The following is a 20,959-nucleotide window of genomic DNA, read 5'->3' on the forward strand; positions in this document are numbered from 1 at the left end:
GAAACCTTCGGCGGGGTGAACCCACCGAAGTGATGTGTCGTTACCGGTAGTCCTCCGCATCCACATCATACCCGGACGGCTCCCAGCGGATCGCCAGCAGCGACGCCAGGCCGATAAACGGCGCCAGCGCAATCACCCAGAAGACGGCGGTATCCAGCGACGCCACCAGCAGCGGGAACAGAAACAGCGACAGCGTCGAGCTGCTGCGCATCAGCGTCTGGTTGAGGCCCACGCCCACGCCGCGCAGCGAGGTCGGGTAGCTCAGGGAGGCGAACGTCATGGTATGCGCGCCCGGGCCGAAGCCCTGACCGAACAGGAAAAGCGCCAGCATCGCCACCGCAAGCACGCCTTCAGAGGCACCTTCCGGTCGGCCAATCAGCGCCAGGCCAAGCAATGCGACAAGCTGGCAGGCATAACCCGCAAGCGACATCCGCCAGGCGCCGAAGCGTGGTACGTAGCGTACCGCCAGCAGTCCGCCGACGAAGGCAAACAGCAGGTTAAGCGCCAGAGAAATGAGAATGGTGGTGAGCATCGACTGGACAAAGAAGCTGGAGATGATCACCGGCAGACCAAACGCCACGGCGTTATAGGCAAACGACGAGACGACGGAAAGCAGCGTAGCGAGCGTCGTGCGGCGCAAGTAGATGCCGCGGAACAGGTTCAGATAATTTGACCATTTTGCTTTATTCACGACAGGTGCGGGCTGGCCGAGCGCGTCCTGCGGCACGTGGGCATTGATGTTATACGACTGGCGTAAAATCGACGCCGCCTCTTTCAGGTTGCCCTGATTCGCCGCCCAGACCGGAGATTCGCTCATATAGCGGCTGCGGATGGCGATAATCACCAGCGCGGGCACCGCGCCAAAGCCGAGAATCAAACGCCACAGCCAGTCGCTGTGGCTCTCCGGCAGCACGGCGTAGAAGAAAAGCACCAGCAGGTAGGAGATGCTGATGGCGGCATACCAGGTGGGGCACCACATCGCGACGCTGGAGGCCTTATTTCCGGGCCCTTTCAGCCTGGCGAACTCGCTTAAAAACGCCATCGCCACGGGAAGGTCGATCCCGACCCCCAGCCCCATCACAAAGCGGGCGCCCGCGAGCACATATTCGTTCGGGGCCAGCGCACAGGCGATCGCTGCCACCACGAAGAACACCATATCAGCCATAAAAACGCGGTAGCGCCCGATTTTATCCGTGAGGTAACCGCCGAGCAGCGCCCCGACAATGGCACCAAAGGTAATCGCCGAGGCCACCATACCGGTACCGGCGGGCGTCAGGCTAAATTCGCGGGTGATGTCTTTAATGCCAAACGCCAGCGCGCCCAGATCGTAGGCATCGAGGAAAATGCCGCCCAAAGCGATTCCGACCACGATACGGGCGTTTGTCCGGCCCTGAGAACCGTCATTAACGAGGCGTGATACATCCGACGCGCTGCGCACCCACTGGATGTCGCCATCAGGGGGAATACCTGCCGTTGAAAGGGGAGTTGATTCTGTGATTTCAGCCATTTTCTTCTTGTGTGGTTGTGTTGTGTCCCTAACAGTTACCACAGGCAGAAGGTGACCAAAATCACATTTGGCTATAAGGCATAACTAACCCTTCGGAGCGTCTTTTTTCTTTCTCTTGAGCTTCGTCCAGATTTTGGTCTCCTGACGACGCCACAGGCGCTGAATATTGTCGTGATGACGCAGCAGGATAAGACAGGAGAGCATCGACACCGGGAAGGTGAACTGGGGTTTGAACCACCAGACGTAGAACGGGGCGATCAGCGCGCTGACGATGGCGCCCAGCGACGAGTAGCCGCTCAGAAGAATGGTCAGAAGCCAGGTCCCGGCCATGACGCCGGTGAGATCCCAGCCGATAGGTGCAATCGCACCGAAGGCCGTCGCAACGCCTTTGCCGCCTTTAAAACCGAAGAATACGGGCCAGATGTGGCCAACGCAGGCAGCAATAGCAATGAGCCCCAGCCAGAACGGCGTAACGCCCAGCGCATAGGCGCCCCAGACGGGCAGCATCCCTTTCAGAACATCAAAAATCAAAACCGCTACGGCTGCTCCCTTGCCGCCAATTCGTAGTACGTTGGTCGCCCCCGGATTCCCGGAACCATTTTCACGCGGGTCAGGTAACCCGGCAATGCGGCAGACCAGAATGGCGCTGGAGATTGAGCCGCAAAGATAGGCGAGGAGGATCATTCCAGGCGCGATTGCACTCATAACGCTGTTCCGTTTTGAAAATGTATCTGTATTCTCAGCATCTGTGGATAATACGCATAATTCGCCGGAAGTGGTATCCGGTTTAGCCAAAAAGCAGGCAGGTCGTGATGGATATTGTATTTATAGAGCAACTTTCGGTAATCACCACAATTGGTGTTTACGACTGGGAACAGACCATCGAGCAGAAGCTGGTGTTCGATATCGAAATGGGATGGGATAACCGCAAATCGGCAAAAAGCGATGACGTGAACGACTGTCTGAGCTATGCCGATATCAGTGAAGCGGTCATCGGCCACGTTGAAGGTCAACGTTTTGCGCTGGTCGAACGGGTGGCGGAAGAAGTCGCAGAATTGCTGTTGAAAAAATTCAACTCACCGTGGGTGCGCATCAAGCTGAGCAAGCCGGGAGCGGTGGCGCGCGCCACCAACGTTGGCGTCATTATTGAGCGTGGCACAAATCTGAAAGGCAAGAATTAACGTCATAATTGCTAAACCATTTTAGGTTATACCGGTCTTAAAGCTGTATCTTTCACGGTAGCCGTTGGGGCGACCGTTTTTTTATATCTTTTTAGGGGTTTATAGATGAGCGATATGCACTCGCTGCTGGTGGCGGCAATACTGGGTGTGGTCGAAGGATTGACGGAGTTTTTGCCGGTCTCCAGTACGGGCCATATGATTATCGTTGGCCATCTGCTGGGCTTTGAAGGCGATACCGCAAAAACGTTTGAAGTGGTGATCCAGCTGGGGTCTATTCTGGCGGTGGTCGTAATGTTCTGGCGTCGCCTGTTTGGCCTGATCGGCATCCATTTTGGCCGTCCGCCTCAGCACGAGGGGGCCAGTAAAGGTCGTCTGTCACTGATCCATATTCTGCTTGGGATGATCCCTGCGGTGGTGCTGGGCCTGGTGTTCCACGACGCCATCAAATCGCTGTTTAACCCGATTAACGTAATGTACGCGCTGGTGGTGGGGGGCTTCCTGCTGATCGCCGCGGAAGTGCTGAAGCCAAAAACGCCGCGCGCGGAAGGTCTGGACGATATGACGTATCGTCAGGCGTTTATCATTGGTTGCTTCCAGTGTCTGGCGCTGTGGCCGGGCTTCTCGCGTTCAGGCGCAACCATCTCCGGCGGGATGCTGATGGGCGTAAGCCGTTACGCCGCGTCAGAGTTCTCGTTCCTGCTGGCGGTGCCGATGATGATGGGCGCCACCGTACTCGACGTCTATAAGAGCTATCACTTCCTGACGGCTGGCGACATTCCGATGTTCGCCGTCGGCTTCATCACCGCGTTTATCGTGGCGCTGATTGCCATTAAAACCTTCCTGCAGCTGATTAAGCGTATCTCGTTTATTCCGTTCGCGATCTATCGCTTTATCGTGGCGGCTGCGGTGTACGTGGTCTTCTTCTGACCGATGGCCCTCAGTCTTTCGGCTGAGGGCAATGCTTTTCCTTCCAGTCCGACACCGCCTGAATTCGCCGTTTCGTGAGCTCTTCGCGAATTTCCGGCCCTTTGAATCCCGCTTCGACAACGTCCTTCGTGGGCACCGCTTTCGCTACGTCCCAGGCTTTGCGCAGTAAGCGTCCCTGCGGGTAATCGCACGCTTCAAAACCGGTACGACCGCGCACGTCAGCTTCGCTGGTGAGCGCGATTTGCTCGACGCGCTGGGGTTTGCGCCAGGCGTCGATGTTATCGAAAAGTTTAACGATGGTGGCCGGTTTCAGGATAGGGAAGGTGTGGATCAGATCGTGGAACTCGGCCACCAGTTTCGCCAGATCGCGGATCTCGTTCGGCACGCGCAGACGCTGGCACAGCCCCTCGACCAGCTTCACCCCCGCCGGGCCGTGCCCGTGGTGGCGAGGCCAGAATTCTTTTGGCGTTAAGCCTTTGCCGAGATCGTGGCACAGGGTGGAAAAGCGCACGTCCACGTCAGGGCTGAGCATGGCCGCCATGCTCAGGGTCATCAGCGTGTGTACGCCGGTATCAATTTCCGGGTGCCATTTTGCCGGGGCAGGCACGCCAAACAGCGCGTCTATTTCCGGGAACAGCACCTTCAGCGCGCCGCAGTCGCGCAGGACCTGGAAAAAGACCTGCGGGTTGCGCGTGGTGAGCGCATTTTCCGTCTCTTTCCAGACGCGCTCTGGCGTCAGGTGTTCAAGCTCGCCCGCCTCGGTCATGGCGGTCATCAGCGCCATTGTCTCATCGGCAATACGGAAACTGAGATGGGCGTAACGCGCGGCAAAGCGCGCCACGCGCAGCACGCGGAGCGGATCTTCAGAAAACGCCGGGGAGACGTGACGTAAAAGACGGTTGCGCAGATCGTTCTGACCGCCATAGGCGTCAACGATCTGCCCGTGCTCGTCCTGCGCCAGCGCGTTGATGGTGAGATCGCGGCGCAGGAGATCTTGCTCCAGCGTCACGTCCGGCGCGGCATAGCAGGTGAAGCCCGTATAGCCCGAGCCCGATTTCCGCTCGGTACGCGCCAGGGCATACTCTTCACGGCTTTTCGGGTGCAGAAACACGGGAAAATCGCGGCCTACCTGCTGGTAGCCCGCGTCGAGCATCTCTTCAGGGGTGGCGCCAACCACAACCCAGTCTTTATCTTTGACCGGCAGACCTAACAACGCATCACGTACCGCACCACCGACCAGATAACTCTTCACGCCCAACTCTCCCGTTTTCTCTTTTCCAGAATAATACGTAAGTCTGGCAGAGAAGACGAATTAGTTCATCCAGCGGTCTTTACGCTTACGGCTTGGGATCAGATGCGGCAGCACCAGACCCAGTACCAGACCCACGCCCAGCACGCCGCCGCCATACATAAACCACTGCATGATAATGGTGCGCTGTTTGTCGTCGAGCTGCAGATTGGCGGCATTCACCTTCTTCTGCGCGACAATCAGCTCGTTTTTCAGTTTCTGGTTCTCTTCTTTCAGACCGTTAATCACCCCGTCGCTTTGCGCCACTTTCTGCTGCATTTCAGCGGTGCGCTGGTTCCAGGTGCCGTCGATGTTGTTCAGCTTGTCGGTCAGGGTCTTCACCTGGTTTTCCAGATCGGGAACGCGCGTGCGCAGGCTTGGCACGGTGCTCAGCTCTTTCAGCGGGATCCAGGAAGTGCGACCGGTACTGTCGCGCACCTGACCGTAATTGGTGTCCGCGTTGGTCTGTAACAGGGTGACTTCCTCGCCGGCATTCACCGTGCCCACGAGGCGATAATTATCTCCGGGGCCACTGCGTACCCAGGTGTTCAGTTCGTCAGAAACGTAACGCTTCTCTTCAGCGTGCACTGCGGTTGCGGCGCTAAAAGCGAGTAAAGTAAGTCCAATCAGGCGTAATTTAAGCATCATTAGTCGTTATTTTCATAAATAGTGGAACGATAGTAGTGGCAACAGTGTCTCTACGCAAAGCATTCGTCAGCAATCAGAATCATCTGTGTCACGACTCTATAGATTTACGCCCGACAAATTGCTCATTGCATGGCAATTTGGCGCAAAATACTATGTACTGACAAACAAATGGCGAGGAAGTTCGCCCTCATTGACGCGTCTGTGACGCACGCAAAAGTACAAGGCTATGGCACAAGAAATCGAATTAAAGTTTATCGTCGAAAAAGACAGCGTTGACGCACTCCGCCAGCATCTGCATACGCTTTCCGGCGAACACCATGCACCGGTACAACTGCTTAATATCTATTACGAAACGCCAGACAACTGGCTTCGCCGCCACGATATGGGGCTGCGCATCCGCGGCGCGAGCGGGCGCTACGAGATGACGATGAAAATTGCCGGCCGCGTGGTCGGCGGTTTACACCAGCGCCCGGAATACAATATCGACATCAGTAAGCCAGAACTTGAGCTGGACCGTTTCCCGGCGGAAGTCTGGCCGGAAGGCGAGCTGCCTTCCACGCTGGCGGAGCAGGTACAGCCGCTGTTCAGCACTGATTTCTGGCGCGAAAAATGGCTGGTGACGGAAGGCAAAAGCCGCATCGAAATCGCCCTCGATCTGGGCGACGTGAAGGCGGGTGAGTTCCAGGAACCGATTTGCGAACTCGAGCTTGAGCTGCTGGAAGGGAACGTAAATGACGTGCTGAAGCTGGCGCGCAGGCTGGTGAACCAGTCCGGGTTACGTCAGGGAAGCCTGAGTAAAGCCGCGCGGGGTTACCATCTGGCCGCCGGAAATGCGCCGCGCGTGCTGAAAGAGACGACCATCCTGCACGTTGCGCCGAAAGCCAGCGTTGAACAGGGCCTGGAAGCCGCGCTGGAGCTGGCGCTTTCTCAGTGGCAGTACCATGAAGAGCTGTGGGTGCGAAATGTGAAAAACGCGAAATCCCACGTGCTGGCGGCGATTGCCCTGGTACGCCATACCCTGACGCTGTTCGGCGGTATTGTCCCTCGCAAAGCGAGCGCTCACTTACGTGACCTGCTGACGCAAACCGAAACGCTGATGCTCTCCGACGTATCGGCGCAAACGGCGATCTACAGCCCGCAAGCCGCGACGGCAAAACTGGCGCTGACCGAGTTCCTGGTGACGCGCGGCTGGCGCGCCTTCCTGGATGCGAAAGCAGAGGCCAAAATCGCGGAAAACTTTAAGCGTTTCGCGGATATTCATCTTTCCCGTCATGCCGCCGAACTGAAGACTACGTTTGCTTACCCGCTGGGCGACCAGTATGGCGATCAGCTTCCCCGTCTGTCGCGCAACATCGACAGCATGGTGCTGCTGTCCGGTGCCTATGACGGCGTGAAGGCGCAGGCCTGGCTGGAGAACTGGCAGGGTCTGAAGCATGCCATTGAAACCCGCCAGCATATTGAGATTGAGCATTTCCGTAATGAGGCCATTTCGCAGGAGCCGTTCTGGCTGCACAGCGGAAAACGTTAACTCTGGCAAGGAACCCCTATAATGCCGCTTTCTTCACCGTTACAGCAGCAGTGGCAGACCGTTTGCGAACGTCTGCCTGAGTCATTACCGGCGTCATCGTTAAGCGAGCAGGCGAAGAGCGTGCTCGCCTTCAGTGATTTTGTGCAGGAAAGCATCACCGCCAACCCGGACTGGCTGGCAGAGCTTGAGAACGCGCCGCCGCAGGCGGACGAGTGGCGGCATTACGCCGGCTGGCTGCAAACCGCACTCGAAGACGTTGCGGATGAAGCCACGCTGATGCGCGTCCTGCGCCAGTTCCGCCGTCGGGTGATGGTGCGCATTGCCTGGGCTCAGGCGCTGGAGCTGGTGAGCGAAGAGAGCACGCTGCAGCAGCTAAGCGAGCTGGCGCAAACGCTGATTGTCGCCGCGCGCGACTGGCTCTACGCCGCCTGCTGTAAAGAGTGGGGCACGCCGTGCAGCGAGGAAGGGGTTCCTCAGCCGCTGTTGATTCTGGGGATGGGCAAGCTGGGCGGCTGCGAGCTGAACTTCTCCTCCGACATCGACCTGATTTTTGCCTGGCCCGAGAACGGCTCCACGCGCGGCGGCCGTCGCGAACTGGACAACGCCCAGTTCTTTACCCGCCTCGGTCAGCGTCTGATTAAGGCACTGGATCAGCCGACGCAGGACGGTTTTGTTTACCGCGTGGACATGCGCCTGCGCCCGTTTGGCGACAGCGGACCGCTGGTGCTGAGCTTTGCCGCGCTGGAGGATTACTACCAGGAGCAGGGGCGCGACTGGGAGCGCTATGCGATGGTTAAAGCGCGGATCATGGGCGACAGCGACGACGCTTACGCCAACGAGCTGCGCGCCATGCTGCGCCCGTTCGTGTTCCGTCGCTATATCGACTTCAGCGTGATCCAGTCCCTGCGTAATATGAAAGGGATGATCGCCCGTGAGGTGCGCCGTCGCGGGCTGAAGGACAACATCAAGCTCGGCGCGGGCGGCATCCGCGAAATCGAATTTATCGTTCAGGTCTTCCAGCTTATTCGCGGTGGCCGTGAGCCGTCCCTGCAGTCCCGCTCGCTGTTACCGACGCTGAGCGCCATCGAGCAGCTGCACCTGCTGCCGGACGGCGACGCGCAAACCCTGCGCGAGGCCTATCTGTTCCTGCGCCGTCTGGAAAACCTGCTGCAAAGCATCAACGACGAACAGACCCAGACCCTGCCGGGCGATGACCTTAACCGGGCGCGCCTGGCCTGGGGCATGCGTGTGGACGACTGGGCGGCGTTAACCGAACGGCTGGATGCCCATATGGCAGGCGTGCGCCGCATCTTTAACGAGCTGATCGGTGATGACGAAAGTGAATCACCGGACGATGCCCTTTCCGAGCACTGGCGCGAGCTGTGGCAGGATGCGCTCCAGGAAGATGACACTACGCCGGTGCTGACGCACTTAACCGACGACGCGCGCCATCGCGTGGTGGCGCTGATCGCTGATTTTCGTCTTGAGCTGAACAAACGCGCCATCGGCCCGCGCGGCCGTCAGGTGCTGGATCACCTGATGCCGCACCTGCTGAGCGAGGTCTGCTCGCGGGCGGACGCGCCGGTGCCGCTGTCGCGCATGATGCCGCTGCTGAGCGGGATCATCACGCGTACCACCTATCTGGAACTCCTGAGCGAGTTTCCGGGGGCGCTGAAGCACCTGATTACGCTCTGCGCCGCGTCGCCGATGGTGGCCAACAAGCTGGCGCGTTACCCGCTGCTGCTGGATGAGCTGCTCGACCCAAACACGCTGTATCAGCCCACGGCGACGGATGCCTACCGGGACGAGCTGCGTCAGTATCTGCTGCGCGTGCCGGAAGAGGACGAAGAGCAACAGCTGGAGGCGCTGCGCCAGTTTAAGCAGGCGCAGATGCTGCGCGTGGCGGCGGCTGACATCGCCGGAACGCTGCCGGTGATGAAAGTGAGCGATCACTTAACCTGGCTGGCAGAGGCGATCATCGACGCGGTGGTCCATCAGGCGTGGGTGCAGATGGTGGCGCGCTACGGCCAGCCGAAACATTTGGCAGAACGTGAAGGACGCGGCTTTGCGGTCGTGGGGTACGGCAAGCTTGGCGGCTGGGAGCTGGGCTATAGCTCCGATCTGGATTTAATCTTCCTGCACGACTGCCCGGTTGACGTAATGACCGACGGCGAGCGTGAAATTGACGGGCGCCAGTTCTACCTGCGCCTGGCGCAGCGCATCATGCACCTGTTCAGTACCCGCACCTCGTCGGGCATTCTGTATGAAGTGGATGCCCGTCTGCGTCCGTCCGGCGCGGCGGGCATGCTGGTGACCTCAACGGAATCCTTCGCCGATTACCAGAAGAATGAAGCCTGGACGTGGGAGCATCAGGCGCTGGTGCGCGCTCGCGTGGTGTATGGCGATCCGCAGCTCAAAACGCAGTTTGACGTCATCCGTAAGGACGTTATGACCACCGTGCGTGATGGCAGCACGCTGCAAACTGAAGTGCGCGAAATGCGCGAGAAAATGCGCGCGCATCTCGGCAATAAACACCGCGATCGCTTTGATATTAAAGCCGACGAGGGCGGGATTACCGATATTGAGTTCATTACCCAGTATCTGGTGCTGCTGCACGCCCACGACAAGCCGAAGCTGACGCGCTGGTCCGATAACGTGCGCATTCTGGAGCTGCTGGCGCAAAACGACATCATGGACGAGCAGGAGGCGCAGGCCTTAACCCGCGCCTATACGACGCTGCGCGATGAGCTTCACCACCTGGCGCTGCAGGAGCAGCCGGGGCACGTGGCGCTGGACTGTTTTGCTCATGAACGTGCTCAGGTAACGGCCAGCTGGCAGAAGTGGCTGGTGGAACCGTGCGTAACAAATCAAGTGTGATATTATCGCGCGCAAATTGTGAATCTTTCTGGAGTCAGGAATGAAAGTAACACTGCCAGAGTTTGAACGTGCTGGGGTAATGGTTGTTGGGGATGTGATGCTGGATCGCTACTGGTATGGGCCTACAAGCCGCATCTCTCCGGAAGCACCGGTACCGGTGGTTAAGGTCGACACCATTGAAGAGCGTCCCGGCGGCGCGGCAAACGTGGCGATGAACATTGCCTCTCTGGGCGCGCAGTCGCGTCTGGTGGGCCTGACCGGCATCGACGATGCGGCGCGCGCGCTGAGCAAGTCGCTGGCGGACGTGAACGTGAAGTGCGACTTCGTTTCTGTTCCGACCCACCCAACGATTACGAAACTGCGCGTGCTGTCGCGCAACCAGCAGCTGATCCGCCTCGACTTTGAAGAAGGGTTCGAAGGCGTTGATCCTGAGCCGCTGCACGAGCGTATCAACCAGGCGCTGGGCAATATTGGCGCGCTGGTGCTGTCCGACTACGCCAAAGGCGCGCTGGCGAGCGTGCAAACGATGATTCAGCTGGCGCGTAAAGCCAGCGTGCCGGTGCTGATCGACCCGAAAGGGACCGATTTTGAGCGCTATCGCGGCGCGACGCTGCTGACGCCAAACCTCTCCGAGTTTGAAGCGGTGGCGGGCAAATGCAAAACCGAGGACGAACTGGTTGAGCGCGGCATGAAGATCATTGCCGATTTCGAGCTGTCCGCGCTGCTGGTGACCCGCTCCGAGCAGGGGATGACGCTGCTGCAGCCGGGCAAAGCGCCGCTGCATATGCCAACCCAGGCGCAGGAAGTGTACGACGTGACCGGTGCCGGTGATACGGTGATCGGCGTGCTGGCGGCGACGCTGGCAGCAGGAAACTCGCTGGAAGAGGCGTGCTACTTCGCTAACGCCGCGGCGGGCGTGGTCGTCGGTAAACTTGGTACCTCAACCGTTTCGCCAATCGAGCTGGAAAACGCGGTGCGCGGTCGTGCGGATACCGGTTTTGGCGTCATGACCGAAGACGAGCTGAAGGTGGCCGTCGCCGCCGCGCGCAAGCGTGGTGAAAAAGTGGTGATGACCAACGGCGTGTTCGACATTCTGCACGCGGGCCACGTTTCGTATCTGGCGAACGCGCGCAAGCTGGGCGATCGCCTGATTGTGGCGGTTAACAGCGATGCATCGACGAAACGCCTGAAGGGCGAAACGCGTCCGGTGAACCCGCTCGAGCAGCGTATGATTGTGCTCGGCGCGCTGGAAGCGGTGGACTGGGTGGTGTCGTTTGAAGAAGATACCCCGCAGCGCCTGATAGCCGGTATTCTGCCGGACCTGCTGGTAAAAGGTGGGGATTACAAGCCGGAGCAAATCGCGGGTAGCGAAGAGGTCTGGGCCAACGGCGGCGAGGTGATGGTGCTCAACTTTGAGGACGGGTGCTCAACCACCAACATCATCAAGAAGATCCAGAAAGACAGTCAGTAAAAAAAACGGGCCAGCTGGCCCGTTTTTTTATGTCGGGTGGCGGCTGCGCCTTACCCGACCTACGCGTTCATGTAGGCCCGGTAAGGCGTAGCTGCCACCGGGCACAACAGGCCGCACTTACTCCTGGTCATCCACCGGTGGAATGGCCGGTGCCGGCTTCACTTCTTCCGGCGCATGGCGGTTTTCCAGCTCGCTCAGACGCTGTTCCAGCAGCGCCAGCTTCTCGCGGGTGCGCAGCAGAACCTGGGTCTGCACGTCAAACTCTTCGCGGCTGACTAAATCAAGGCGAACCAACTGCGCCTGCAGGGTCTGGCGGATTTTCTTTTCTACGTCATCACCAAATTCACGAATGCCTTTTGGCATAGATTCATGAACCTGACGCGCGATCTGCTCAATTTTTTTCGGGTCAATCATTGGCGTTTCCCTTGATGGAAAAGTGTTAGTGTCCATTGTAGCGCGTCATGCCCGGGGTAAACAAAATTGTTTGATGCTTATGCATTGCCCAGGATAATCAATAGCGTTATAGTTATCTCGCTTATTCTCAGGGCGGGGCGAAATTCCCCACCGGCGGTAAATCAGCGTGACGCTGAAAGCCCGCGAGCGCTTTGGGTGAATACTCAAAGGTCAGCAGATCCGGTGTAATTCCGGGGCCGACGGTTAGAGTCCGGATGGGAGAGAGTAACGATCAAGTCGGGCATGGGCCCGCTCACGTTATCTTTTTGCCGCTTATACGGCGCTCCTAAGACTGCCCTGATTCTGGTAACCATAATGTTAATGAGGTTTTTTTACCATGAATCAGACGCTACTTTCCTCTTTTGGCACTTCAACTCAACGTGTTGAACATGCACTGGATGCACTGCGCGAAGGCCGCGGTGTGATGGTGCTTGACGATGAAAACCGTGAAAACGAAGGCGACATGATTTTCGCCGCCGAAAACATGACCGTTGAACAGATGGCGCTGACCATCCGTCACGGCAGCGGCATCGTATGCCTGTGTATTAATGAAGATCGTCGTAAGCAGCTCGATCTGCCGATGATGGTCGAAAACAACACCAGCGCCTTTGGTACCGGTTTTACCGTGACCATTGAAGCGGCGCATGGCGTGACCACAGGTGTGTCTGCGGCTGACCGTCTGACCACCGTACGTGCAGCGATTGCTGATGGTGCGAAGCCATCCGATCTGCACCGTCCAGGCCACGTCTTCCCACTGCGTGCGCAGGCGGGCGGCGTGTTGACCCGCGGTGGTCACACCGAAGCGACGATCGACCTGGTGACGCTGGCTGGCTTCAAACCTGCTGGCGTGCTGTGCGAACTGACCAACGATGACGGCACCATGGCGCGCGCGCCGGAATGCATTACCTTTGCCCGCCTGCACAACATGCCGGTGGTCACGATTGAAGATCTGGTTGAGTATCGCCAGGCGCACGAGCGCAAAGCCAGCTGAAAATAAAAACGCCGGGATATCCCGGCGTTTTTTTACCCGATTCCTGCGGTCTGCAGGAGAACCAGACTTAATCCCATTACCGACATTCCGCACAGCACGCCATAGCTGGGGTTGTTGTTAGGATCGATCTCCTTCGCCAGCGGCATCAGTTCATCCACCGAAAGCGCAACCATGATCCCGGCTACCGCGGCCATAATCGCCGCCATCACTACCGGAGAGACCAGACTACCGAGGATCAGCCAGGCCAGTACGCCGCCAAGGATTTCGGCCATCCCGGAAATCCCCGCCCAGAACACCGCGGTGCGTTTCGATCCCGTTGCGGCATACACGGGGCCGGCGACGGCCAGTCCTTCAGGAATATTGTGTAAGGCGACCGCCAGCGCGATGCCAAAGCCCATCTCAAGATTGCTGCTGGCCGTCACGTAGGTAGCGACCCCTTCCGGGAAGTTGTGCAGGCTGATGCCAAGCGTTAACAGCACGGCGGTACGCTTGATATTGCGCGGCATGGGCGTCACGTTTTTCTGCATTAAATCCTGAGGATGCGCGTGCGGTAGCATCCGATCGAGGGCAAAGTATCCCAGCAGGCCAAAGACAAACATGCCGTAGCCCAGCAGCGGAGACATGCCTTCTGTGCCCAACGCGGCAGGCAGCATCTCCATCAGGGAGATGAGCAGCATGATCCCGGCAGCAAAGCCCAGTGAAAAGGCCAGTACGCGGTTAGAGGGCTTTTGGCCGAGCACGCCGAGGAGCGCACCGATAAAGGTCGCGGCGCCCGCCAGTATGGTCAGGATCAAGGGGACTGACATGCATTGCTCCTTATGATAATCATTCTCATTAATATAAATGATTCATTTCTGGCAAAGCGAGGGTGAAAACCCGGCTTTACACATTCCTTACATTCAAATTTCCTGATGATGATCTTCACGCTTATCTGCGTTCATCTTTGCCGGATTGCGCGTAATGTAGCACCATTAAATTGACACCTTCTGTAAGGATATCACCATGACTTCTTCCCGTATGCCAGCCCTGTTTTTAGGCCACGGTAGCCCTATGAACGTTCTGGAAGACAACGTCTATACCCGCGCCTGGCGTCATCTTGGCGAGACGTTGCCGCGTCCGAAAGCGATCGTGGTGGTGTCTGCACACTGGTTTACCCGTGGGACCGGCGTGACCGCCATGGAAGCGCCAAAAACCATTCATGATTTTGGCGGCTTCCCGCAGGCGCTGTACGACACGCATTATCCGGCCCCCGGGTCGCCTGAGCTGGCGCAAAAGCTGGTAGAGTTGCTGGCACCTGTCCCTGTGACGCTGGATAAAGAAGCCTGGGGCTTTGACCATGGCTCCTGGGGCGTGCTGATTAAAATGTATCCTGACGCGGATATCCCGATGGTGCAGTTGAGCATCGACAGCACTAAACCGGCGGCCTGGCATCTGGAGGTGGGGCGCAAGCTGGCAACCCTGCGTGATGAAGGCATCATGCTGGTGGCGAGCGGCAACGTGGTGCATAACCTGCGTACCGCACGCTGGCACGGTGAGAACACGCCGTACCCGTGGGCAACCTCTTTTAACGACTACGTTAAAGCGAACCTGACCTGGCAAGGCCCGGCTGAGGAGCATCCGCTGGTGAACTATCTGGATCATGATGGCGGTTCGCTCTCTAATCCGACGCCGGAGCACTTCCTGCCGTTGCTGTACGTGCTTGGCGCGTGGGATGGTCAGGAGCCGGTGACGATCCCGGTCGACGGTATCGAGATGGGGAGTCTGAGTATGCTGTCGGTGCAGGTGGGATAATAAAAGCAAAACGGCAACCTCAGGTTGCCGTTTTTAGTGTTTGCACCCTCTCCCTGTGGGAGAGGGGCGGGGTGAGGGCATCAGGTTGCGGCCTATTCGACAAAAATGTGCGGATAAAACCGTGACAGATCCTGCGTGATCAGCGCGCGATCTTCGCGAATGCCAATCCCGGCCGGCAGATCGTTGATGAGCCAGCTGCCAATCAGGGTATAGCTGTCGCCAAATTTCGGCAGCTGATAGAACTCCTGGACGATCATCCCTTCTTCGCCGTATGGCCCTTCAACCGCTTCCAGCGTCTTGCCGTTTTCGATAATCGAGACGTTTGCGCCTTCGCGGGAGAAGATCGGCTTAACAACGTATTTTTCCATTTGCGGGTAATCATCTTCCGCAAAATAGGCTGGCAGCAGGTTCGGGTGGTTCGGGAACATCTCCCAGAGCATCGGCAGCAGGGCTTTGTTAGAGATGATGCTCTTCCAGGCCGGCTCCAGCCAGCGTACGCCAGCATCTTCCAGCTTGGTGGAGAACATCTCGCGCAGCATGTATTCCCACGGGTAGAGCTTGAACAGGTTGCTTATCACCTGGTCCTGCATATCCGTAAACTGACCTTTTTCACCCAAGCCGATATCCTCGATATAGAGGAACTCGGTCGCCACTTCCGCTTCGGCGGCGCAGTCCTGCAGATATTGAACCGTGCCACGGTCTTCTTCCGTGTCGCGGCAGCAGGCGAGATGGAGCAGGTTAAAGCCATGCTGTTCACGCAGCTCGGCAAAACGCTCAATCAGCTTTTCCTGCAGGCTGTTAAACTGGTCGCTGCCTTCCGGCAGGTTTCCGGCATTGGCTTGGTCTTCCAGCCAGATCCACTGGAAGAACGCCGCTTCATACAGAGAGGTTGGCGTATCGGCGTTGTTTTCCAGAAGCTTCGGTTCACCTTTGCCGTCCCACGCCAGATCCATGCGAGAGTAAAGCGAAGGCTGATTCGTTTTCCACGACTGGCGCACAAAGCCCCATGTGTGCTTCGGAATGCGGAACTTTGCCATCAGCTCGTCGCTGTCGATGACCTTTTCCACGACCTTCAGGCACATCTGGTGCAACTCGGCCGTCACCTCTTCCAGTTTTTCCACCTGAGCCAGCGTGAGCTTGTAATAGGCGTCTTCACACCAGTACGGCTCGCCGTACATGGTGTGGAAGTTAAAACCGTACTCGGTGGCTTTTTCGCGCCAGTCCGGGCGCTCGGTGATACTGACTCGTTCCATGATCAGCCGCCCATTGAGCGAGTAGAGGAGGTGCCTGTCGCACTGCGCTGCATGCTGGTCTGCTTCGCCACAGATTCACCAAACCCGCCGCGGGTGATGGTGCTGGTGGTCGCAGGCTTCGGCGCCATCGCCGTTTTCGGAACGTTCACGGTGCGGCCTGGGGTCGCTGCGCCGTAGCCTTTGCCGCTGGCATCGGTATATTGACCGTAAGCCGGGCTGGCCGGGTTTTTCGAGCTAAACAGCGGCTGCTGCTGGTAGCCCGCACCGCCGCCCATCAGGCGACCCATCATGTAGCCTGCCATCAGCGGCATCCAGAAGCTGCCGCTGGACTGCGCCTGCGCCTGATTTTCAGGTGCGGTGCCTGCCTGAGCCGGTGCCTGCTGGCACTGACCTTCACCAAACTCCGCCACGCAGTCTTCGCGTGAGGCATATTTCGGTGCAGTACGTTCCGCTTCTTTCAGCGCGCTGGTGTAAGCCGTTTTACATTCGGCGGCTTTGCCGGTTGCGGCAGAGCAGTCGTCTGCGTTTTGATACAGCGAAACCGTTTCGTCATTTTTCTCACAGCCTGCCAGCATAAAGACAGCCGTGACCGCCAGCGCAACAGGGGTGAGGTGACGCGCGTTCCAGCTCTTGCGGAACGAAGCGTGATTTATGGATTTTGTCCGTTTCATGTTTGTCTTCCAGGACCCAGTGGTAATAACGCTCAGGATAGAGGATGAGTGGTTGAAAATGAAGCGAAGAGGGGCGGAATCAGGGGGATCTTTACGTTGGCTTACGTTCGGATGTGATTCAGATGCGCCCCTCTCCCTGTGGGAGAGGGGTGGGGTGGAGGGCATCAGGCCGCAGTGGGCCTGATAACACTCTTAGTTACGGAACGGATTATTGCCTTTGCTGGCGGATGTAGTGGTACGCGCAGCGGCCGGCTGTGCCGCAGGGGTGCTGCTGTTAGCGTTGAAGTTATCAACCGCGGCAACCTGCTCCGGGTTCTCCGGCGCAACGCTGTCCGGAGAGGTGGAGACCGGTTTGCCCAGCGCGCTGTTCAGCATCTGCAGGTCTTGCTCGTTCAGCGTACCCAGAGCCTGTTTGATGTTCAGCTGGTTAATCAGGTACTGGTAGCGCGCGCTGGAGAGCTGCTGTTTCGCGTTGTACAGCGTGGTGGTCGCGTCGAGCACGTCAACGATAGTACGTGTACCGACCGAGTAGCCCGCTTCCATCGCATCCAGGGAGCTCTGTGCAGACACAACGGCCTGTTTATAGGCGTTGATGCTGCTGATTGAGGCGTTCACGTTGTTGAAGGAGGAACGCACGGTCTGCACCACGTTGCGGTGGGCGCTTTCCAGCTGCTCGCTCGCGCCAACAAAGTTGTACTGCGCCTGTTTCACCTGAGAGTTGACCTGACCGCCCTGATACAGCGGCAGGGAGAAGCTCAGACCCACTTTATTCTGACCCATATTGCTGTCGTCATACTGGGACGTATTGGTTTTAGAGCCGCTATAGGACGTATCAGAGACACCGGTAGACGCGCTCAGGCTCAGGGTTGGCAGATGGCCGTCCTGCGCCTGACGAATTTGCTCGCGGGCCAGGTCCTGGCTCAGACGCGCCTGCAGCAAACTCAGGTTGCGGTTTTCCGCCTCTTTCAGCAGGGCGTTAACGGCCTGCGGTTTATCCGTTTTAAAGCTGTCCACGTTCAGCGACGCCAGCTCAGGATAGTAATTCCCGGTGACCTGACGCAGGGATTCCAGCGCGTTGTCGAGGTTGTTACGCGCGGTCACTTCGTTAGCCAGCACGGTGTCGTACTGTGAACGGGCGTTCTGCACGTCGGTGATCGCGACCAGGCCCACGTTGAAACGCTGGGTGGTTTGATCTAACTGGCGGTAAATCGCCTGTTTCTGCGCTTCGGTGTAGGAGAGTGCGTCAATCGCGCTCAGCACGTTGAAGTACGCCGTGGCGGTGTTCAGGATCAGCGTCTGCTGGTCGGTCTGATAGGTCACATCCTGAATACCCGCACTCTTTTCCTGCAGGGTCAGGGCGCGCCATTTGGACATATCAAACAGCGTCTGTGTCAATTGCAGTGAGGCGCTGGTAGCATTGGAGTTTACGCCGTTAGCGTCGCGGAAACCGTTGCTGTAGGTATAATCTGCACCTAAACCTAACTGTGGCAGCAGGGGGCTACGCGCTTCGTTAATCTTTTCAAACGCAGCATCACGATCGGCCGCTGATTTACGTAAATCAGGGTTGCCCAGACGTGCCTGCTGGTAGACCTGTAACAGGTTTTCCGCCTGGCTCATTGCACTGAAGCCCGTCAGGCTCAGGCCGATAAGGATGGGGAGCAATTTCTTCATTTGCATTCCTTGTTGTGAAGCAGTATTAGCGCTGATCTAATTAAAAAATAATTGCCGATTCTAACAGAATCTTCCATACCAAAAGGTTGGCGTAACGTGCCATCTGGCGGTAATTTGCACCAATCTACCATATAGCCTTACAAACGGCAGCCAAACAGCCTTGAAATTCACAATTTCATCACCATTGCTACCAGGACTCGACTCATGCAAAAACCAGAAAAGTTGCCCGTGACATTCGCCAAAAACGATGTAGAAATTATTGCACGAGAAACGCTTTATAGCGGTTATTTTTCAATGGATCTTTACCGTTTCAGGCATCGCCTGTTTAACGGGGAAATGAGCGGCGAAATCAGACGCGAAATTTTTGAGCGCGGGCATGCGGCAGTCTTGCTACCCTTTGACCCAGTGCGTGACGAAGTTGTGCTGGTGGAGCAGATCCGCATCGCCGCTTATGACGTCAGTGAGAGCCCGTGGCTGCTGGAGATGGTGGCCGGGATGATCGAAGAAGGTGAGTCTGTTGAAGACGTCGCCCGTCGCGAGGCGCTGGAAGAGGCCGGACTGGTGGTGGGCCGTACAAAACCGGTGCTGAGCTATCTGGCAAGCCCGGGCGGTACCAGCGAGCGCTTGTCCATAATGGTGGGCGAAGTGGACGCCACGACGGCGGAAGGGATCCACGGTCTGGCAGATGAAAACGAAGATATTCGGGTTCATGTGGTGAGCCGGGAACAGGCTTATCAGTGGGTAGAAGAGGGGAAAATCGACAACGCAGCGTCTGTCATCGCCCTGCAATGGCTGCAGCTGCATTATCAGACATTACGAAACGAGTGGAAAAAATGAAGCGCTATACACCTGACTTCCCAGAAATGATGCGCCTGTGCGAAACCAATTTCGCACAATTGCGCCGCCTGCTGCCGCGAAACGACGCACCCGGCGAAACGGTAAGCTATCAGGTGAGCAACGCGCAGTATCGGTTAACGATAACAGAATCAACGCGCTACACTACGCTGGTGGAGATTGAGCAAACGGCACCCAGCATTAGCTACTGGAGCCTGCCGTCGATGACGGTGCGCCTCTATCACGACGCGATGGTCGCTGAAGTGTGTTCAAGCCAGCAGATCTTTCGCTTCAAGGCGCGGTATGATTACCCGAATAAAAAGTTGCATCAACGCGACGAAAAGCATCAAATTAACCAGTTTTTAGCCGACTGGCTAAGATATTGTTTAGCACATGGAGCAATGGCGATTCCGGTTTGTTAGCGTCATAAACCTACCTAAGGACACCATTTGGAAAGCCTGTTGAACCTGACTGTTGCTGGTGGGGCGCCAGTCAGGATATTACAAATCACCGATACCCACCTTTTTGCCGAAAAGCATGAAACGCTACTGGGGGTCAACACCTGGGAGAGTTATCAGGCGGTACTTAGCGCCATTCACGCTGAAAACCGTGCATGCGATCTGATTGTCGCAACGGGCGATCTGGCGCAGGATCAGTCCTCCGCGGCCTACCAGCATTTTGCTGAAGGCATCGCGAGCTTTAGCGTGCCTTGCGTCTGGCTGCCAGGAAACCATGACTTCCAGCCCGCCATGTACAGCTCTCTTCAGGATGCGGGAATTTCTCCGGCGAAATGTGTTTTTGCGGGTGAACAGTGGCAGATCCTGCTGCTTGATAGCCAGGTGTTTGGCGTCCCGCACGGTGAGTTAAGCGAGTTTCAGCTCGACTGGCTTGAGACCAAACTGGCTGCTGAACCTGAACGTCACACGCTGCTGTTGCTTCATCATCATCCTCTGCCGGCGGGCTGCAGCTGGCTCGATCAGCACAGCCTGCGCAACTCCGCGGCGCTGGATCGCGTGCTGGCGAAGTTCCCGCGGGTGAAAAATCTGCTGTGTGGACATATTCATCAGGAACAGGATCTCGACTGGAACGGACGCCGCATGCTGGCGACGCCATCGACCTGCGTTCAGTTTAAGCCGCACTGCGCCAACTTTACGCTTGACACCATCGCGCCAGGCTGGCGCTGGCTGGAACTGCATGCCGACGGCACGCTGACCACGGAAGTCTGCCGTTTGACCGGTGCAAAATTCCGCCCGGATACCGCTTCAGAAGGCTATTGATGTCTACGCTCCTTTATCTGCACGGATTCAACAGCTCGCCGCGCTCCGCAAAAGCGACACAGTTTCGCCAGTGGCTGAGCGAGCATCACCCCGACGTTGAGATGATTATCCCGCAGCTGCCGCCTTACCCGGCAGAGGCCGCGGAGATGCTGGAATCTATTGTGCTTGCGCACGGCGGCGAAACCTTCGGTGTGGTCGGTTCATCGCTGGGCGGGTACTACGCCACCTGGCTCTCACAATGCTTCATGCTGCCCGCCGTTGTGGTTAATCCGGCGGTACGGCCATTTGAGCTGCTGAGGGACTTTCTTGGCGAAAACGAGAACCCCTACACCGGGCAGCAATATGTGCTAGAGTCACGCCATATTTACGATCTCAAAGTTATGCAGGTCGACCCGCTTGAGGCACCGGATCTCATCTGGCTGCTGCAACAGACGGGTGATGAAGTGCTGGATTACCGCCAGGCAGTGGCGTATTACGCCTCCTGTCGCCAGACTATAGAAGAGGGCGGAAACCATGCTTTCACGGGCTTTGAGAATCATTTCACCCAGATTGTCGATTTTCTTGGACTGCACAGCCACTGACAATCAATGC

The 20,959-nt window shown here is 57.5% G+C and carries 20 protein-coding genes and 1 riboswitch; of the genes, 11 read left to right on the forward strand and 9 right to left on the reverse strand.

Translation table 11 applies throughout. The features are described 5' to 3' along the window. Positions 1-40: 40 nt before the first annotated feature. Together M2422_RS17760 and plsY are read right to left on the reverse strand one after the other, a co-directional pair. Complete coding sequence (locus tag M2422_RS17760; protein ID WP_059446127.1) at positions 41-1,507, reverse strand: MFS transporter; 1,467 nt, start codon at positions 1,505-1,507, stop codon at positions 41-43. 84 nt (positions 1,508-1,591) lie between these two features. Beyond that, entirely contained in the window at positions 1,592-2,212 is a 621-nt protein-coding gene (gene plsY, locus M2422_RS17765) for a glycerol-3-phosphate 1-O-acyltransferase PlsY (RefSeq protein ID WP_023309216.1), read from the reverse strand. 107 nt (positions 2,213-2,319) lie between these two features. On the opposite strand from plsY, the gene folB reads away from it, so the two are divergent. Further along, a complete protein-coding gene (gene folB, locus M2422_RS17770; protein ID WP_064673323.1) occupies positions 2,320-2,688 on the forward strand; it encodes a bifunctional dihydroneopterin aldolase/7,8-dihydroneopterin epimerase in 369 nt (122 codons plus the stop codon). A gap of 105 nt (positions 2,689-2,793) precedes the next feature. After that, positions 2,794-3,615, forward strand: coding sequence for an undecaprenyl-diphosphate phosphatase (gene bacA, locus M2422_RS17775; RefSeq protein ID WP_033146670.1), 822 nt, complete (start codon positions 2,794-2,796; stop codon positions 3,613-3,615). A gap of 10 nt (positions 3,616-3,625) precedes the next feature. Here the strand turns inward: bacA and M2422_RS17780 are convergent, their stop codons facing one another. Together M2422_RS17780 and M2422_RS17785 are read right to left on the reverse strand one after the other, a co-directional pair. Continuing rightward, complete coding sequence (locus tag M2422_RS17780) at positions 3,626-4,867, reverse strand: multifunctional CCA addition/repair protein (RefSeq protein WP_064673389.1); 1,242 nt, start codon at positions 4,865-4,867, stop codon at positions 3,626-3,628. 60 nt (positions 4,868-4,927) lie between these two features. Further along, positions 4,928-5,548 (reverse strand): TIGR04211 family SH3 domain-containing protein, encoded by a 621-nt coding sequence (locus tag M2422_RS17785; RefSeq protein WP_024906484.1) that lies wholly within the window; start codon positions 5,546-5,548, stop codon positions 4,928-4,930. Between the two features lie 229 nt (positions 5,549-5,777). On the opposite strand from M2422_RS17785, the gene M2422_RS17790 reads away from it, so the two are divergent. The 3 genes from M2422_RS17790 to hldE are packed head-to-tail and all read left to right on the forward strand — an operon-like array spanning position 5,778 to position 11,427. Then, on the forward strand, positions 5,778-7,079 hold the full coding sequence (locus tag M2422_RS17790) for an inorganic triphosphatase (RefSeq protein ID WP_064673322.1): 1,302 nt from the start codon (positions 5,778-5,780) through the stop codon (positions 7,077-7,079). A gap of 21 nt (positions 7,080-7,100) precedes the next feature. Further along, positions 7,101-9,956 carry a bifunctional [glutamate--ammonia ligase]-adenylyl-L-tyrosine phosphorylase/[glutamate--ammonia-ligase] adenylyltransferase gene (gene glnE / locus M2422_RS17795; RefSeq protein ID WP_049015847.1) on the forward strand — a complete coding sequence of 952 codons (2,856 nt, stop codon included), beginning with the start codon at positions 7,101-7,103 and terminating at the stop codon, positions 9,954-9,956. A 40-nt stretch (positions 9,957-9,996) separates the two neighbouring features. Beyond that, complete coding sequence (gene hldE / locus M2422_RS17800) at positions 9,997-11,427, forward strand: bifunctional D-glycero-beta-D-manno-heptose-7-phosphate kinase/D-glycero-beta-D-manno-heptose 1-phosphate adenylyltransferase HldE (RefSeq protein ID WP_033146667.1); 1,431 nt, start codon at positions 9,997-9,999, stop codon at positions 11,425-11,427. A gap of 117 nt (positions 11,428-11,544) precedes the next feature. Here hldE and ubiK read toward each other — a convergent pair whose 3' ends face one another. After that, entirely contained in the window at positions 11,545-11,841 is a 297-nt protein-coding gene (gene ubiK, locus M2422_RS17805; RefSeq protein ID WP_064673321.1) for a ubiquinone biosynthesis accessory factor UbiK, read from the reverse strand. A 119-nt stretch (positions 11,842-11,960) separates the two neighbouring features. Next, positions 11,961-12,111: riboswitch (FMN riboswitch) on the forward strand. A 106-nt stretch (positions 12,112-12,217) separates the two neighbouring features. Between ubiK and ribB the strand changes: the two genes are divergently transcribed. Next, positions 12,218-12,871, forward strand: a complete 654-nt coding sequence (gene ribB, locus M2422_RS17810; RefSeq protein WP_023309208.1) for a 3,4-dihydroxy-2-butanone-4-phosphate synthase — start codon at positions 12,218-12,220, stop codon at positions 12,869-12,871. 32 nt (positions 12,872-12,903) lie between these two features. Here ribB and zupT read toward each other — a convergent pair whose 3' ends face one another. Beyond that, positions 12,904-13,677, reverse strand: coding sequence for a zinc transporter ZupT (gene zupT, locus M2422_RS17815; protein ID WP_033146665.1), 774 nt, complete (start codon positions 13,675-13,677; stop codon positions 12,904-12,906). A gap of 196 nt (positions 13,678-13,873) precedes the next feature. On the opposite strand from zupT, the gene ygiD reads away from it, so the two are divergent. After that, a complete protein-coding gene (ygiD, locus tag M2422_RS17820) occupies positions 13,874-14,662 on the forward strand; it encodes a 4,5-DOPA dioxygenase extradiol (protein WP_064673320.1) in 789 nt (262 codons plus the stop codon). A gap of 92 nt (positions 14,663-14,754) precedes the next feature. On the opposite strand, the gene M2422_RS17825 is transcribed toward ygiD, so the two are convergent. From M2422_RS17825 to tolC, 3 genes are all read right to left on the reverse strand, one after another. Further along, positions 14,755-15,915 (reverse strand): glutathionylspermidine synthase family protein, encoded by a 1,161-nt coding sequence (locus M2422_RS17825; protein WP_064673319.1) that lies wholly within the window; start codon positions 15,913-15,915, stop codon positions 14,755-14,757. Positions 15,916-15,917: 2 nt separating this feature from the next. After that, positions 15,918-16,586, reverse strand: a complete 669-nt coding sequence (locus M2422_RS17830; RefSeq protein WP_029740695.1) for a DUF1190 family protein — start codon at positions 16,584-16,586, stop codon at positions 15,918-15,920. 192 nt (positions 16,587-16,778) lie between these two features. After that, on the reverse strand, positions 16,779-18,257 hold the full coding sequence (tolC, locus tag M2422_RS17835; protein WP_033146662.1) for an outer membrane channel protein TolC: 1,479 nt from the start codon (positions 18,255-18,257) through the stop codon (positions 16,779-16,781). Between the two features lie 204 nt (positions 18,258-18,461). Between tolC and nudF the strand changes: the two genes are divergently transcribed. Genes nudF through yqiA form a run of 4 tightly spaced genes read left to right on the forward strand, consistent with a single transcriptional unit; the run spans position 18,462 to position 20,949 of the window. After that, positions 18,462-19,094: an ADP-ribose diphosphatase gene (nudF, locus tag M2422_RS17840; RefSeq protein WP_259141727.1), complete on the forward strand. Its 633-nt coding sequence runs from the start codon at positions 18,462-18,464 to the stop codon at positions 19,092-19,094. Then, positions 19,091-19,513, forward strand: a complete 423-nt coding sequence (locus M2422_RS17845; protein ID WP_003862516.1) for a DUF1249 family protein — start codon at positions 19,091-19,093, stop codon at positions 19,511-19,513. Before nudF ends, M2422_RS17845 begins: the two co-directional genes overlap by 4 nt. A 27-nt stretch (positions 19,514-19,540) precedes the next feature. Next, on the forward strand, positions 19,541-20,368 hold the full coding sequence (cpdA, locus tag M2422_RS17850) for a 3',5'-cyclic-AMP phosphodiesterase (protein ID WP_024906493.1): 828 nt from the start codon (positions 19,541-19,543) through the stop codon (positions 20,366-20,368). Further along, the gene (yqiA, locus tag M2422_RS17855; protein WP_008502976.1) at positions 20,368-20,949 is read left to right on the forward strand and encodes an esterase YqiA; all 582 of its coding nucleotides are present in this window, start codon (positions 20,368-20,370) and stop codon (positions 20,947-20,949) included. The genes cpdA and yqiA overlap by 1 nt, the downstream gene beginning before the upstream one ends. Positions 20,950-20,959 lie beyond the last annotated feature (10 nt).

The organism is Enterobacter sp. SLBN-59 (assembly GCF_024807915.1).
Taxonomy (GTDB): domain Bacteria; phylum Pseudomonadota; class Gammaproteobacteria; order Enterobacterales; family Enterobacteriaceae; genus Enterobacter; species Enterobacter asburiae_B.

Bases quoted from the DNA above. Each gene is read 5' to 3' on its own strand.
- nudF (WP_259141727.1), top strand. From the start codon at position 18,462: ATGCAAAAACCAGAAAAGTTGCCCGTGACATTCGCCAAAAACGATGTA.
- ygiD (WP_064673320.1), top strand. From the start codon at position 13,874: ATGACTTCTTCCCGTATGCCAGCCCTGTTTTTAGGCCACGGTAGCCCT.
- zupT (WP_033146665.1), bottom strand. From the start codon at position 13,677: ATGTCAGTCCCCTTGATCCTGACCATACTGGCGGGCGCCGCGACCTTT.
- ribB (WP_023309208.1), top strand. From the start codon at position 12,218: ATGAATCAGACGCTACTTTCCTCTTTTGGCACTTCAACTCAACGTGTT.
- bacA (WP_033146670.1), top strand. From the start codon at position 2,794: ATGAGCGATATGCACTCGCTGCTGGTGGCGGCAATACTGGGTGTGGTC.
- M2422_RS17790 (WP_064673322.1), top strand. From the start codon at position 5,778: ATGGCACAAGAAATCGAATTAAAGTTTATCGTCGAAAAAGACAGCGTT.
- yqiA (WP_008502976.1), top strand. From the start codon at position 20,368: ATGTCTACGCTCCTTTATCTGCACGGATTCAACAGCTCGCCGCGCTCC.
- plsY (WP_023309216.1), bottom strand. From the start codon at position 2,212: ATGAGTGCAATCGCGCCTGGAATGATCCTCCTCGCCTATCTTTGCGGC.
- M2422_RS17830 (WP_029740695.1), bottom strand. From the start codon at position 16,586: ATGAAACGGACAAAATCCATAAATCACGCTTCGTTCCGCAAGAGCTGG.
- M2422_RS17845 (WP_003862516.1), top strand. From the start codon at position 19,091: ATGAAGCGCTATACACCTGACTTCCCAGAAATGATGCGCCTGTGCGAA.
- M2422_RS17785 (WP_024906484.1), bottom strand. From the start codon at position 5,548: ATGCTTAAATTACGCCTGATTGGACTTACTTTACTCGCTTTTAGCGCC.
- M2422_RS17825 (WP_064673319.1), bottom strand. From the start codon at position 15,915: ATGGAACGAGTCAGTATCACCGAGCGCCCGGACTGGCGCGAAAAAGCC.
- glnE (WP_049015847.1), top strand. From the start codon at position 7,101: ATGCCGCTTTCTTCACCGTTACAGCAGCAGTGGCAGACCGTTTGCGAA.
- tolC (WP_033146662.1), bottom strand. From the start codon at position 18,257: ATGAAGAAATTGCTCCCCATCCTTATCGGCCTGAGCCTGACGGGCTTC.
- M2422_RS17760 (WP_059446127.1), bottom strand. From the start codon at position 1,507: ATGGCTGAAATCACAGAATCAACTCCCCTTTCAACGGCAGGTATTCCC.
- folB (WP_064673323.1), top strand. From the start codon at position 2,320: ATGGATATTGTATTTATAGAGCAACTTTCGGTAATCACCACAATTGGT.
- hldE (WP_033146667.1), top strand. From the start codon at position 9,997: ATGAAAGTAACACTGCCAGAGTTTGAACGTGCTGGGGTAATGGTTGTT.
- ubiK (WP_064673321.1), bottom strand. From the start codon at position 11,841: ATGATTGACCCGAAAAAAATTGAGCAGATCGCGCGTCAGGTTCATGAA.